General features: G+C 68.6%; 14 protein-coding genes. 8 read left to right on the plus strand and 6 right to left on the minus strand.

Annotated features, from left to right (window positions below; translation table 11 throughout):
• Nucleotides 1–16: 16 nt before the first annotated feature.
• Nucleotides 17–508 (plus strand): DUF3299 domain-containing protein, encoded by a 492-nt coding sequence (locus AC3WOE_RS19620; protein WP_492692796.1) that lies wholly within the window; start codon nucleotides 17–19, stop codon nucleotides 506–508.
• Nucleotides 509–770: 262 nt separating this feature from the next.
• On the opposite strand, the gene pdxH is transcribed toward AC3WOE_RS19620, so the two are convergent.
• Nucleotides 771–1406: a pyridoxamine 5'-phosphate oxidase gene (gene pdxH / locus AC3WOE_RS19625; RefSeq protein ID WP_492692798.1), complete on the minus strand. Its 636-nt coding sequence runs from the start codon at nucleotides 1404–1406 to the stop codon at nucleotides 771–773.
• Between the two features lie 134 nt (nucleotides 1407–1540).
• Here pdxH and AC3WOE_RS19630 point away from each other — a divergent pair, with 134 nt between their 5' ends.
• Nucleotides 1541–2149, plus strand: a complete 609-nt coding sequence (locus AC3WOE_RS19630) for a nucleotidyltransferase family protein (protein WP_492692800.1) — start codon at nucleotides 1541–1543, stop codon at nucleotides 2147–2149.
• A 9-nt stretch (nucleotides 2150–2158) separates the two neighbouring features.
• Here the strand turns inward: AC3WOE_RS19630 and AC3WOE_RS19635 are convergent, their stop codons facing one another.
• Nucleotides 2159–2782, minus strand: coding sequence for a gamma-glutamylcyclotransferase (locus AC3WOE_RS19635; protein WP_492692802.1), 624 nt, complete (start codon nucleotides 2780–2782; stop codon nucleotides 2159–2161).
• Nucleotides 2783–2884: 102 nt separating this feature from the next.
• Here AC3WOE_RS19635 and edd point away from each other — a divergent pair, with 102 nt between their 5' ends.
• Together edd and eda are read left to right on the plus strand one after the other, a co-directional pair.
• The gene (gene edd, locus AC3WOE_RS19640; protein WP_492692803.1) at nucleotides 2885–4714 is read left to right on the plus strand and encodes a phosphogluconate dehydratase; all 1830 of its coding nucleotides are present in this window, start codon (nucleotides 2885–2887) and stop codon (nucleotides 4712–4714) included.
• 14 nt (nucleotides 4715–4728) lie between these two features.
• A complete protein-coding gene (gene eda / locus AC3WOE_RS19645; protein ID WP_492692805.1) occupies nucleotides 4729–5349 on the plus strand; it encodes a bifunctional 4-hydroxy-2-oxoglutarate aldolase/2-dehydro-3-deoxy-phosphogluconate aldolase in 621 nt (206 codons plus the stop codon).
• Between the two features lie 8 nt (nucleotides 5350–5357).
• On the opposite strand, the gene AC3WOE_RS19650 is transcribed toward eda, so the two are convergent.
• The 3 genes from AC3WOE_RS19650 to AC3WOE_RS19660 all read right to left on the minus strand — a co-directional run bounded on the left by AC3WOE_RS19650 (nucleotide 5358) and on the right by AC3WOE_RS19660 (nucleotide 7173).
• Complete coding sequence (locus AC3WOE_RS19650; RefSeq protein WP_492692806.1) at nucleotides 5358–6131, minus strand: substrate-binding periplasmic protein; 774 nt, start codon at nucleotides 6129–6131, stop codon at nucleotides 5358–5360.
• Nucleotides 6132–6139: 8 nt separating this feature from the next.
• Nucleotides 6140–6688, minus strand: coding sequence for a PaaI family thioesterase (locus tag AC3WOE_RS19655; RefSeq protein ID WP_492692807.1), 549 nt, complete (start codon nucleotides 6686–6688; stop codon nucleotides 6140–6142).
• 68 nt (nucleotides 6689–6756) lie between these two features.
• Nucleotides 6757–7173, minus strand: coding sequence for a DUF4902 domain-containing protein (locus AC3WOE_RS19660; RefSeq protein WP_492692809.1), 417 nt, complete (start codon nucleotides 7171–7173; stop codon nucleotides 6757–6759).
• A gap of 87 nt (nucleotides 7174–7260) precedes the next feature.
• Between AC3WOE_RS19660 and AC3WOE_RS19665 the strand changes: the two genes are divergently transcribed.
• The 4 genes from AC3WOE_RS19665 to AC3WOE_RS19680 all read left to right on the plus strand — a co-directional run bounded on the left by AC3WOE_RS19665 (nucleotide 7261) and on the right by AC3WOE_RS19680 (nucleotide 11153).
• Nucleotides 7261–7989, plus strand: coding sequence for a helix-turn-helix transcriptional regulator (locus tag AC3WOE_RS19665; protein WP_492692811.1), 729 nt, complete (start codon nucleotides 7261–7263; stop codon nucleotides 7987–7989).
• 283 nt (nucleotides 7990–8272) lie between these two features.
• The gene (locus AC3WOE_RS19670; RefSeq protein WP_492692813.1) at nucleotides 8273–8524 is read left to right on the plus strand and encodes a hypothetical protein; all 252 of its coding nucleotides are present in this window, start codon (nucleotides 8273–8275) and stop codon (nucleotides 8522–8524) included.
• An 83-nt stretch (nucleotides 8525–8607) separates the two neighbouring features.
• Complete coding sequence (locus tag AC3WOE_RS19675; protein ID WP_492692814.1) at nucleotides 8608–9255, plus strand: CatA-like O-acetyltransferase; 648 nt, start codon at nucleotides 8608–8610, stop codon at nucleotides 9253–9255.
• A gap of 176 nt (nucleotides 9256–9431) precedes the next feature.
• Nucleotides 9432–11153, plus strand: coding sequence for a T6SS phospholipase effector Tle1-like catalytic domain-containing protein (locus AC3WOE_RS19680; RefSeq protein WP_492692815.1), 1722 nt, complete (start codon nucleotides 9432–9434; stop codon nucleotides 11151–11153).
• Here the strand turns inward: AC3WOE_RS19680 and AC3WOE_RS19685 are convergent.
• Nucleotides 11150–12376, minus strand: a complete 1227-nt coding sequence (locus tag AC3WOE_RS19685; protein WP_492692816.1) for a vanadium-dependent haloperoxidase — start codon at nucleotides 12374–12376, stop codon at nucleotides 11150–11152. The genes AC3WOE_RS19680 and AC3WOE_RS19685 overlap by 4 nt on opposite strands.
• Nucleotides 12377–12379 lie beyond the last annotated feature (3 nt).

Raw genomic sequence — 12379 nt, forward strand, 5'->3', positions numbered from 1 at the left:
CGACAATCCGCCCACCATGAAGTTCAAGCCTCTTCTTGCCCTCGCCCTCGCCCTGGCTATCTCTGCCGCGTTCGCGCAGACCGCCCCCTCCATCGGCCAGGGCCCCGGCTATCACGACCCGCGCAGCCCTTTCAAGCCTCTGGAGGAGCGCGCCGACATCCTGTCCTGGAAGCTGCTGTCCCAGGTCACCGCCAAGGCCGAAAAGAAGAAGATCGTGCCGACCTTCCCGGCGGCAGTGCAGGCCCTGGACCGCAAGACGGTCAAGGTGCAGGGTTTCATGATGCCGCTGGAGGCCGGCGACAAGCAGCAGCATTTCCTGCTGTCCTCGGTGCCGACGACCTGCTCCTTCTGCGTGCCGGCCGGCCCCGAAGGCCTGGTCGAGGTGCGCACCAGGAAGCCGGTGCGCTACACGCTGGAACCGGTGGTCGTGGAAGGCCAGCTGGCCGTGCTGAACGACGACCCCTACGGCCTCTACTACCGCGTCGAGGACGGCAACGCCGTCAACTAGGGCCTTTTGCCCTGCGCCAACAGGCCGCGTTGTGGCCAGAAAGGCCGCAGGCCCGACAGCAGACCGCAAGCTGGGTGTCGACCCAGCGAGGATCTGCAACACAGCATGCGGCCTTTCTGGCCACAACCCTCCGGGAAGGCCCGCCGCAAGGTGCCACTCGTTGTTGCAGCCCTGGCCCGCACATGAGTGCGGGCGGCGCGCTGCGTCTAGATTTGCCCCTTGCGGCGGGCCTTCGCGGCCCATTGGCGCAGGGCAAAAGGCCCTAGGGTGCGAGCCGCTCACGCAGCCAGTTGCTGCCTTCCAGCTTGAAGCGCAGGCGGTCATGCAGCCGCGAGCGGCGCCCCTGCCAGAACTCGAAACTGTCCGGTACCAGGCGGTAACCGCCCCAGTGCGGCGGCCGGTCAGGGTTCAAACCGTGCTGGACCGCTGCCTTGGCCGCATTCGCCACCAGCACCGCGCGGGTGCTGATGACGCGGCTCTGCGGCGAGGCCCAGGCGCCCAGGCGCGAATCCAGCGGCCGGGTCTTGTAATAGTCGTCCGATTCCTGGGCCGAGGTCTTCTCGACGCGGCCCTCGATGCGCACGACGCGCTCCATCTCCACCCAATGGAACTGCAGGGCCGCGAAAGGATTGCCTGCTAACTCCTCACCTTTGCGGCTTTCGTAGTTGGTGAACCAGACCATGCCGCGGGCGTCGCTGCCCTTGAGGAGTACCACGCGCGTCGACGGCCGGTGGTCCGCGCCGACGGTGGCCACCGTCATGGCGGTGGGCTCGGACACGTCGTGGGCAATGGCCTCATCCATCCAGCGGTTGAACAGGGCCAGCGGTCCATCGGCCGCCTGCGCCTCGTCCAGCTCCCCTAGTTCATAGCTCTTTCGAAACTCGCTCAGCTTGCTCATGACCCGAAGTATGCAGACCTTCCCTTAAGTGAACGTCCCAGTTTCAAGAGCAAGACCACTCGGCATGCTTGTGGCACTGCAGCAAACGGCGCAGACCGGTGCTCGGCGAGTGGGTTTGGAAGGATCAATTGCACATGACAAAGCGACGCCCCGCCGTCGTGGTGCTGGCCGCAGGTCGCGGCTCGCGCTTCCGCGGCTCGGGTCACAAGCTCGAGCAGCATCTGGGCAGCGTGCCCGGCGGAGACACTTTGCTGGCGCGCAGCCTGCGCCATGCCATCGCGACGCAGCTTCCCGTCGTGGTGGTGACGACGACGGCGCTGGCGCCGGCCGTCCACAAGCTGATCGCAGCCCGTGACGTCGTGACCCTGCCGGATCGCGATGCCCAGGGCCGGCCCCAGCCCATCGGCATGGGGCATTCCATCGTGGCCGGCGTCAGCGCTACGGGCGATGCCGATGGCTGGCTCATCCTGCCTGCCGACATGCCGCTGGTGCAGCCCACCACCATCATGGCCGTCGCCGAAGGACTGGAGCGCTACCCGGTCTGCTATGCCCAGTACCGCGGCATCCAGGGCCATCCCGTCGGCTTCGGCACCGAGCTGTATTCCGAATTGATGGCCCTGCGGGGCGACGAGGGCGCCCGGCGCATCGTCGCGCGCTACGCGGCCCAGCCCATCGCCGTGGACGACCCGGGCGTGCACATCGACGTCGACACCGAGGAAGACCTGGCGCGGCTGCGCGGCTGAATCAGGGCTTCAAAGCGGAGCACACAGCCCGTGCTGCGCCGCCAGATGAGCCTGGCGCTCCAGCTCCATGTCCCGGATGCCGTGCTCGCGCAAACCCTGGACGGTGCGCAGCAGATAGTCCAGCGTGGTGCCGTAGCGGCCGCTGGCGTGCTGGAAGATGTGCAGCAACTCGGGCTCGTGCAGCGGGCCGGTCCAGTTGGGGCTCTGGCGCGACAGCGTGAAGGCCAGGGCGCGCAGCCGGCCGGCCGAGGTGTCGCAGTTCAGCCAGCGCGGCTCGTAGACACCGTTGGGCATCTCGCGTGCCCACAGCCGCGGCAGCACCTCTTCGCCCACGGCGCGCGGGATGCGGTAGACGAGGCCACGGCAGCTGCCGCCGGAGATCAGCGCCAGCACCAGCCCTGGTTCCTGGGGCGAGCCCCGGTTCACCCGCGAACGCATGCGCAGCACGCGGTGAAAGCCCAGCACCCGGGCCGGCAGGGCCTGGGCATACTCGAACTCCGGGCGCCAGATCAGCGAGCCATAGGCAAGCAGCAGCAGGTCATCGCCGCTGGCCCGCCATTCGGACGCCGTCCGCTGCAACAGGTGGGCGCTGCGTTCCGGGCCGTGGGGAATGTGAATTGCCTGTGACGCCATTGCCTCCATCGTACCCAGCACGTAACCCGGGCGACCCTGGAGACAAGTAATATGGTTACCTAAATTCTCAACGGCCGGTTACGAGAGCCGCAGGAGACCCGAATGCACGACACACTGACCCAAGTTACAGAACGCATCCGCGAACGCAGCGCCAAGCTGCGGGCCGACTACCTGGCCCGCATTGCCAAGATGAGCGGTCGCCAGCGCGGTTTCGAGCGCATGGGCTGCGCCAACGTCGCCCACGCGGTCGCGGCCCTGCCGTCCAACGACAAGCTGCGCATCGTGGCCGAGAAGGCGCCCCACCTGGGCGTCGTCACGGCCTACAACGACATGCTGTCGGCCCACCAGCCCTACGAGGGCTACCCCGAGCAGATCCGCGCCGAAGCCCACCGCCTGGGCGCCACGGTGCAGGTCGCCGGCGGCGTGCCGGCCATGTGCGATGGCGTGACCCAGGGCCTGCCCGGCATGGAGCTGAGCCTGTTCTCGCGCGACACCATCGCCATGAGCACGGCCATAGCGCTGACCCACGATGTCTTCGACGCGGCCCTGCTGCTGGGCATCTGCGACAAGATCGTGCCGGGCCTCTTGATCGGCGCCCTGCATTTCGGCCATCTGCCCTGCGTCTTCGTGCCGGCCGGCCCGATGAGCTCGGGCATCTCCAACAGCGACAAGGCCAAGGTCCGCGAGCTCTATGCCCAGGGCAAGGTCGGCCGCGACGAGCTGCTGAAGAGCGAGTCCGCCGCCTATCACGGTGCCGGCACCTGCACCTTCTACGGCACGGCCAACAGCAACCAGATGCTGCTGGAAGCCATGGGCCTGCACACGCCGGGCAGTGCCTTCGTGCACCCGCATGACGACCTGCGCACGGCGCTTACCCGCGAGGCCGTCGGCACGGCGCTGAACATCAGCGGTCGCGTCCAAGGCCAGGCCGCCAAGCCCATCGGCCACGTCGTCGACGAGCGCTGCATCGTCAATGCCATGGTGGCCCTGCTGGCCACCGGCGGCTCGACCAACCACCTCATCCACTGGGTGGCCGTCGCACGCTCGGCCGGCATCCTGATCAACTGGACGGACTTCTCCGACCTGTCCGCCGTCGTGCCGCTGCTGGCCCGCGTCTATCCCAACGGCAGTGCCGACGTGAACCAGTTCCAGGCCGCCGGCGGCCCCGGCTTCGTCATCCGCGAGCTGATGGACGCCGGCCTGATGCATGAGGACGTCCTCTCGGTAGCGGGCGACAGCCTGCGCCCCTATGCCTTTGTGCCGCGCGCGGTGGGGCAGGGCGGTGAGGTCGTGCGCGAGGCGTTGCCGGCCGCCAGCGGCGACGCCGGCGTCGTGCGCACCGCCGCCGAGCCCTTCAGCGCCACCGGCGGCCTCAAGCTGCTGGACGGCAACCTGGGCCGCGCCGTCATCAAGTCCTCGGCCGTGCCGGAAGACCGCCACACCATCGAGGCGCCCTGCCGCATCTTCACGACGCAGGAAGCCATGCTTACCGCCTTCAAGAACGGCGAGCTGGAAAAGGACGTCGTCGTCGTCGTGCGCTTCCAGGGGCCTCACGCCAACGGCATGCCCGAACTGCACAAGCTGACGCCGCCGCTGGCCGTGCTGCAGGGCAAGGGCTTCCGCGTGGCGCTGGTCACCGACGGCCGCATGAGTGGCGCCTCGGGCAAGGTGCCCGCCGCCATCCACGTCAGCCCCGAGGCCCTGGCCGGCGGCCCGCTGGCCAAGCTGCGTGACGGCGACGTGGTGCGAGTCTGTGCCGTCAATGGCGTGCTCGCGGCTCTTGTCGACGAGGCCGAGTGGGCCAAGCGCGAAGTGGCCAAGCTCGATCCCGATGAAGCCGCCGTCAACGGCCATGGCCTGGGCCGCGAACTCTTCGCCGGTCTGCGCCGCAATGTGCTGACCGCTGAAGAAGGCGCCGTCACTTGGCTATGAACCTAGAGAAGAACATGCTCGACACCCTCAGCCTGGCCAGCCACGGCCCCGTCATTCCCGTCATCGTCATCCAGCGCCTGGAAGACGCCGTGCCGCTGGCCGAGGCCCTGGTGGCCGGCGGCGTCAAGGTGCTCGAGGTGACGCTGCGCACCCCCGTCGCCCTGCAGGCCATGGAAGCCATGGCCAAGGTACCGGGCGCCATCGTCGGCGCCGGCACGCTGCGCACGCCCCAGGACGTGGCCAATGCCAGGAACGCCGGCTGCCAGTTCGGCGTCAGCCCCGGCTATACCGACGCCATCGGCACGGCCTGCCAGCAGCATGGCCTGCCGCTGCTGCCCGGCGTGTCCACCGCCTCCGAAGTCATGCAGGCCAACGCGGCCGGCTATGGTTTCCTGAAGCTCTTCCCGGCCGTCGCCGTGGGCGGCATCAACCTGCTGAAGGCCCTGGCCGGTCCCTTCCCGGATGTGGTGTTCTGTCCCACCGGCGGCATCTCGCTGGAAACGGCACCTCAGTTCCTGAAGCTGCCCAACGTCAAGGTCTGCGGCGGCTCCTGGCTGACGCCACAGGACGCGGTCGATGCCAAGGACTGGGCGCGCATCACCCAGCTCGCCGCCGAGGCTTCAGCACTGCGCTGAACGCGTCGTCAGCGTCGGGCCGGATCGCCGGCGCCCGTCACCTCGGCCTCGTAGCGGCGCCGGATCTGCTCGATGCTGCCGTCACGTTGGGCCGATTCCAGGCCACGCTTCAGGGCTTCGAGCAGCTCCGGCGTGGCGGATTTCCTGGCGACATGCAGCCAGAAGTCCTGACTGCCGACCACCAGCGGCGGCGCCAGCCTGTCCAGCGGCAGGTCCAGGCGATGCGCCGCGCCGAGCAGGCCCAGCCGGCTGCCGAAGGCCGCCTTCACGCGCCCGGCAGCGACCATGCGCACCGACATCTCGTTGTTCTGCACGCGTTCGAATTGAATGCCGGGCACCGCCTCCAGCCGTGGATCCAGCGGCGCACTGCGCGCTACCGCAACGGTCGCGCCCGCCAGGTCGGTCAGCTTTTCGACATGCGCCCCGGGCAGGCTGATCAGCACCGTCTGCATGGGCAGCACGCGCGCCAGTTGCACGGCAACCTCTGCCAGTTCCTCGTTGCTGAACCGGATCACCATGTCGGCGCTGCCGTTGCGCAGGCTGATCACCGTGCGGGCATAGGGCACGATCTGGTTGACGGCTTTGCGCCCGGCCCGCTCGGCGATGAGATTGCCGATCTCGTACATCATGCCGCTGCTGACGCCTGCCTCGACGACGCCGAAAGGTGCGGACTGGATGGTTTCGATTCGCAAGGTCTCGGGGTTCGCGCGGGCGCCAGCGCAGGCAAGCGCCAGGCCGGCCAACAAGGCCAGGCGACATCTGTCGCGGCGGCGCACGGCCATGGGTGGTTTCAGGCGGGATCGGGCAGGTCGAAGAGCAGGCATGTTGTGCTGGCATGCGCATAGAGCTTGCCATCATGACCGACAAGTTGCGCCTCCGACGTCGTCACCTGGCGGCCGCGGTGCACCACCTTGCCGAGAGCGCGCACCAGCGGCACCTTGTCGCTCAGCGACCGCACCAGATTGACCTTGAACTCCAGTGTCGTGTAGCCGCGGCCGACCGGCAGCGTCGTATGCACCGAGCAGCCCAGGGCCGAGTCCAGCAGCGTCGCGAACCAGCCGCCATGCACGCTGCCCAGCGGGTTGTAGTGCTTGAACTGGGGCCGCCCCTGGAAGGTCGCTTCGCCGTTGGCGACCGACACCAGCAGGAAGTCCAGCGTCTCGCTGATGGGCGGGCGCGGCGCCAGGCCATCCAGCATGGCCTGCATCTGCTGCAAACCGGTCTTGCCGGCCAGCACCTCGCGCGAGGCGAGACCCGCCTGCGGTTGCTGGCGCGAGCGCAGTGCGGCTTCGTCAGCCTGCCATTGCGCAAGGATGTCGTCGGGAGAGGAAGAACTCATGGTGGCGGCTTCGAGCAATGAAGCCGCCGATTCTGGGCAAAGCTCTCGCCCGACGCTGTCACCAGGGTTCAGGCCGCCAGGCGCTGGATCAGCGAGGCCGCGCGGCGGGCGGGTTCGTCCGCCCTCAGCTTGTCCAGCACCGGCCCCTGCCAGGGCAGCAGATAGACCAGGGTGGCCAGGGTGGCGCGGCGCCGCGAAGACAGCAGTGGCCGGCCGCGTTCGTTCAGCAGCAGCACATTCGACCTTACATTGAGCGGATCGGCCTGGGCGACGGTGCCCTCGCTGATCTCGACCCAGTCCCACTCCACCCAGGCGCAGGCATCCGCATAGCAGCGTTCCCAGCGCGTCGAGCCGCTGACGCGGCGCTCGCCGCCACGGGCGCGATGGACGTAGGTCTGGGCGTGGCGGACGTCCTGTGCCGCGCTGGACAGGGCGGAAACCGGCCAGCAGACGCTGCCTTCGGGCAATTGGATCAGGCTGGGCATGAGCTGCACCTCGCGGTCGTGTGATTCGAACGGGAGCGCAGTCTCTGGTCGGCGCCAGTGCGAAACAAGCTGGCAGACTTGGCAGGTATGGGCAAGCCCGAAATGGACTATCAGCAACTGGTCGACGTCGGCCTGAGCGAAGACTTCGAGAGCTTCGAGCGCCGGCTCGTCGCGACGGCGCACGCACTCGGGTTTCCCATCATCTCGGGCGTGCTGATGCGGGGTGCGCTGCAGGATGCCGACGTCCAGATCACGTCCCTGGGCAACACGCCCGAGGCCTATATCGCGGCCGCCAAGGACCTCGGCGACGCCCGGCGCGACCCGGTGATGGCCCGGCTGATGACCCAGGCCGTTCCGGTCGTCTACGACCAGCAGACCTATGTCGGTGCCGGCGTCGGCGAGCTGTGGGAGATGCAGGCGCCCTACGGCTACAAGACGGGCATTGCCGTCAAGCTGCACCTGCCCGGCGACAAGCACTTCCTGCTTGGCGTCGACCGGGAAGAGGCCTTGCCCCGGTCCGGAGCCCAGCTGATGCAGATGGTTGCAGGATTGCAGCTTCTTGCAGCACATGCGCTGACGGCGGCCGACCGCCTGCTGAGCCCCAATCTGAACCAGGGCGATCTGCCCAAGCTCACCAAGCGTGAGCTCGATGTGCTGAGCTGGACGGCCCAGGGCAAGACGGCCTGGGAAGTCAGCGTCATCCTGGGCATGAGCGAGAAGACGGTGAACTTCCATCTCGGCAATGCCATGCGCAAGCTGGGCGTGACGTCCAAGCACCAGGCCGTGCTCAAGTGCGTCGCCGCTGGCGTGTTGTAAGCGCTGCAACCTAGAAGACTTGCTAGGTTTCCGCAGGGGAGAAAACGAGGACAGTCCGGGTCAAGCGAATTTTGACCATCTCCCCGGAGCTCCCCATGGAAATCATTGACCTGATCTACGCAATCCTCGGCCTGCCTCGCCTGGGAGGCTGATCCGCCCGGCCGCGATGCATGCAGCCATGGATTGCCAAGGTGACCAGCTCCAGACACCGAGCTCCGCACCCGACGCAGACCTGAAACCGCTGCATCCAGCCCCAACCCTGACGCCCAAACGTGCAGCCATCGTGTCCATCTCCGCAGAAACCTATGCACGACTGCTCGGCCTGGCCGATCAGGCGCCGCTGGATTGCCTGCCGCTGAATTCGCGCACCCTGGCCTACGCCAAGACGCTGGGCTACAACCGGATCGGCCAGATCCGCAGCGCCTCCAGCAGCCGCCTCTTCGCCGATCTGGGCGAGGACCGTGCCGAGGAATTGCAGCGCGCGCTTTACGACTTCGGCGTGCGTCCGTCCCAGCGGGGTGAGCTGAGCGACTGACGCGCCTCAACCCGTCAACTCCTTCGAGCCCGCCTGCTTCGGCAGACCGGGCTTCTTTTTTGCCGCCGTGCGAGCATGCGGGCATGCAAGACCGCGACATTCCCCTGGACGCGTGGCCGCGCCGCGCCGCGCTGGCCCATTTCTGCAGCATGGCCCAGCCGGCCTTCAGCATCACCGCGCCCGTCGACGTGACGGGCCTGCGCGAACGCGCCGCCACCCACGGCGCCACGCCCTGGCTGGCCTACCACCATGCCGCGCTGGAGGCCGCCAACGGCATCGATGCGATGCGCCAGACCCTGAAGGCCGACGGCAGCGGTGTGCGCGAGTTCGCCGTCATCCATGCCAGCACCACCGTGCTGCGCGAGGACGGCAGCTTCGGCTTCCTGACGCTGCCACGCGACACCTCGCTGGCGGCCTTCGCCGCGCGGGCCCGACCGAACCTGGACCGCGTGCGCCAGGCCAGCGGCGACCTGTTCGCCGCCGACGATGCGGGCGAGGTGCGCGAGGAGACGCTGGTGCACATGACGGCCTTGCCCTGGATGTCCTTCACGGCCTTCACCCATGCGCGAGGCCGGGGCGACGACCGGCCCAAGGTCGCTTTCGGCCGCTTCAAGGAAGAGGGCGGCCGGCTGCTGATGCCGGTGGCCGTCGACGTGCACCACGCGCTGTGCGACGGCGTGCATGTGGGCCGCTTCTTCGAGCAGCTGCAGCGCCATCTGGATGCGATCTAGGACCGGCGGCCCGTCGATGGCCGGGCCCCACGTCATGGGCCACGGCCACGCGCCGGTGGCCTGATGCCTGGCCAAGGGCAAGTCGCAGGGCGCGCCCTCCACGTTTATGGGGATGATGCGGCCCGGATCGGGTGCAAGACTGCACTCGATCCGGTGCTTTCCTCACGAGGCTCCCCATGAAATCGCCACGTCAACTCGTGCTGCTGTGCGACGGCACCAACAACAATCTCAGCGGCCGCCACGCCGACACCCACGTGGTGCTGATGGCGGAACTGCTGCGCCTGTTTCCCGACCCCGACCGCCTCGTCTACTACGATCCCGGTGTCGGCAACCCGGGGCAATTGCCCGGCACGACGTTCGCCGACAAATTCGGCCGCGCCAAGGATCGCGTCAACGGCCTGGCCTTTGGCCGGGGGCTGTATGACAACGTCGCCGAGGGCTATCGCTTCCTGATGGCCAACTGGGAGCCGGGCGACCAGATCTTCCTGTTCGGCTTCTCGCGCGGCGCCTTCACGGCGCGTTCGATCGGCGGCATGGTCAATGCCTTCGGCATCATCGACAGCCATCAGGACACCCTGGTCTCCAGTCTCGTCGCCACCTATTTCTCGCGCGCCTCGCCGGCCCACGCGGCCATTCGCGAGCAGGCGGCGCGGCTGTTCGGCCAGGCCGGTTCGGCCCAGCCCTGGCCCGAGGTGCATTTCGTCGGCGTCTGGGACACCGTCGCCAGCGTCGGTCTGCCGCCCTTCGGCCTGAAGATCACCGCACGGCCGACGCTGGATGGCAAGCATTTCCGCCATGTGCGCCAGGCCATGGCCCTGGACGAACAGCGCGCCCAGTTCATGCCGCGGGCCTATGCGCAGCACAACGGCAGCTACGAGACGGCCGACCACCAGCCGGGCGACATCCGGCAATGCTGGTTCCGCGGCTCGCATTGCGACGTCGGCGGCGGCAACGTCTACCCCTATAGCGAGCTGTCTCGCGCGCCCTTTGCCTGGCTGGTGGCCGAGGCCATCCACTGCGGGCTCAGTCTGCCGGCCAACGCCGAGCACGCCACACCGGCCAGCGAGGCCGAGTTGCTGCAGCTGATACCGGTCCTCGATCCGCATCCGCCGCAGCGCCATGTCGCCCGCATCAACAGCGAGACCTGCGCCACGCCGCTGTGGGCGCTGACGGGCCTCAAGGTCAGGGACACCCTGCATGCCGAGGTGGACGAAGGCACCAGCATGCCGGTCAGGATGGAAGCGCATCCGTCGGTCACCCAGTGGACCCATGCCTTCCCGGCACGCACCGCCTGGTGCGAACGCGGCGGCATGGCGTCCTGGGGCCGGCTGGCCCTGGGCCTGCTGCTGCTCGTCGGCCTGATGGCGGTGATGGGGTGGATGCATGTCGCCTCGGGAGGCTGGCTGCCGCCCGCCGCCCAGGTTTCGGCTGCCTTCGACGCCAACCTCGATTTCCAGCGCTGGCAGCTCAGCCTCTCGTCCGTCGGTGAATGGGTGGCGCAGGCGCGGGTCTTCGCCCGGCCCAACCTGGCCCTGTTGCTGGATTTCGCGCTGATCGCCACCTGGGCCTGGCTGCTGGCGCCCTGGTTCTGCCGCGCCTTCGCCCGCCATGCCGGCCTGATCCAGTTGGGCACGACGCCGCCGGCCTGGCTCAACCGCGCCGGCTGGGCCCTGGCTGCCGCCGTGGGCGCCGATCTCGCCGAGGATGTGCTTTCCTTTGCGGCGCTGGCCGTGGCGGCGTCCAACCCGAGCGACCTGCTGGCCTGGGCGGTCCGACTGCCGCTGCTGCTGGCCAGCACACTGAAGTGGCTCGCTCTATTGAGCGTGGCGACGCTGATCCTGACGTCGCTGGTGCGTCGTCACCGCGCACTGCCGACATCGAAGCCGGCCATGACCTAGCGCGCGGCGCCGGCCGGTGCCGCGAACTGGCGCTGCACCAGGTCGCCCACCGACTGGCCCAGCTTGCTGCCCTCGCGGGTCGAATTGCGGTAATGCACGCCGTCGTAGATGCGAGCCAGGGCGACCTCTTCCATGAAGGCGTCCATGCTGCTCCACTCACGCACGGCGCCGGGCAACGTCGGGCTGCTCGCGCTGAACCTCGGAGAAGTGCTGCTGCCCAGCTCCTGCCGGACGACGGCGCCCAAGGCACCCGACACCACGCAATGCGCGCAGGGGTATTCGGGGTGCATGGGCGTGCTGATCAACGGCACCCAGCGCAGGTCGGCCTCGGTCTTGCTACCACCGGCCTGGTGCTCGGTGCGGATGGCCGTGACGGGTCGCCAGAAGTTGTAGGCGTACTTGGCGTCGAAGACGGCGATCAGGGCGTCGTCAACAGCCATGGTCGCGGCAGCGAAGAGGCGGGCGTTCTGCGCCACGCTGCGGCCCGGCATCAGGGCCACGCTACGCAGCACCGGGTGATAGACCAGGGGGCGGGTCTCTTCCCAGAAGCGCGCGATGTCGGTCTGCGCGGCCGTGCGCGCCGTGCTGTTCTTGCCGCCGAGCTGGCGCACCTCCTGAAGATCGCGAGCCCATGTCTCGCTCGCCAGGTCCGGCGGCGGGCCGGGTCGGAACTGGCTGGGGCTTTGCAGCATCCAGGGCTTGCGGCGCGGCCAGGTGGGGGCGGCCGGAACCACTGTGGGCACGTAGCGACCCGGCGTGGTCTGCCATTGATAGTTGTCCGGGCCGTCCGCGCCGTCGGCGGCGGCGCGCGCCATCACCTGGGCGGCGGACTTTTCGCCGATGGCGATGCCGTCGGCCTTGGCCGCCCCATCGGGCAGATTCTTCAAGGCTGCCTGGTAGGCGGCCTCCACCATCGCCTTCTCGGCCGGCATCAGCGTCGTCAGCACGCTGCGGTTGGCCGCGGCGATGGCGGCATCGACGGCGGCCCCGGGCGGCGCCGCGAGCTTCTCCAGATAGGGCTGGTAGCGCGGCTCGATGGCGTTGACGGCCTCGAACACGGCCACCTGCACGACCGCCATCAGACGGTGGCCGGGCGCTCCCGGGCCCAGCTTGGCGCTGACGTCGCAGGCGAGCTGGTTCCAGTCGGTGATCGCATCGGCCCTGGCAGAGGGCGCCAGGGCGAGTGCAGACAGCAGCAGGACGAGGGCTTTGCGCGTGGTCATGAA

This window comes from Roseateles sp. FW305-36 (assembly GCF_058787015.1).

What these genes read in the sequence shown, in the direction of transcription:
- AC3WOE_RS19650 (WP_492692806.1), bottom strand. Translation starts at nt 6,131, where the DNA reads ATGGCCGTGCGCCGCCGCGACAGATGTCGCCTGGCCTTGTTGGCCGGC.
- AC3WOE_RS19675 (WP_492692814.1), top strand. Translation starts at nt 8,608, where the DNA reads ATGCAAGACCGCGACATTCCCCTGGACGCGTGGCCGCGCCGCGCCGCG.
- AC3WOE_RS19685 (WP_492692816.1), bottom strand. Translation starts at nt 12,376, where the DNA reads ATGACCACGCGCAAAGCCCTCGTCCTGCTGCTGTCTGCACTCGCCCTG.
- AC3WOE_RS19635 (WP_492692802.1), bottom strand. Translation starts at nt 2,782, where the DNA reads ATGGCGTCACAGGCAATTCACATTCCCCACGGCCCGGAACGCAGCGCC.
- edd (WP_492692803.1), top strand. Translation starts at nt 2,885, where the DNA reads ATGCACGACACACTGACCCAAGTTACAGAACGCATCCGCGAACGCAGC.
- AC3WOE_RS19665 (WP_492692811.1), top strand. Translation starts at nt 7,261, where the DNA reads ATGGGCAAGCCCGAAATGGACTATCAGCAACTGGTCGACGTCGGCCTG.
- AC3WOE_RS19620 (WP_492692796.1), top strand. Translation starts at nt 17, where the DNA reads ATGAAGTTCAAGCCTCTTCTTGCCCTCGCCCTCGCCCTGGCTATCTCT.
- AC3WOE_RS19660 (WP_492692809.1), bottom strand. Translation starts at nt 7,173, where the DNA reads ATGCCCAGCCTGATCCAATTGCCCGAAGGCAGCGTCTGCTGGCCGGTT.
- pdxH (WP_492692798.1), bottom strand. Translation starts at nt 1,406, where the DNA reads ATGAGCAAGCTGAGCGAGTTTCGAAAGAGCTATGAACTAGGGGAGCTG.
- AC3WOE_RS19655 (WP_492692807.1), bottom strand. Translation starts at nt 6,688, where the DNA reads ATGAGTTCTTCCTCTCCCGACGACATCCTTGCGCAATGGCAGGCTGAC.
- AC3WOE_RS19630 (WP_492692800.1), top strand. Translation starts at nt 1,541, where the DNA reads ATGACAAAGCGACGCCCCGCCGTCGTGGTGCTGGCCGCAGGTCGCGGC.
- AC3WOE_RS19680 (WP_492692815.1), top strand. Translation starts at nt 9,432, where the DNA reads ATGAAATCGCCACGTCAACTCGTGCTGCTGTGCGACGGCACCAACAAC.
- eda (WP_492692805.1), top strand. Translation starts at nt 4,729, where the DNA reads ATGCTCGACACCCTCAGCCTGGCCAGCCACGGCCCCGTCATTCCCGTC.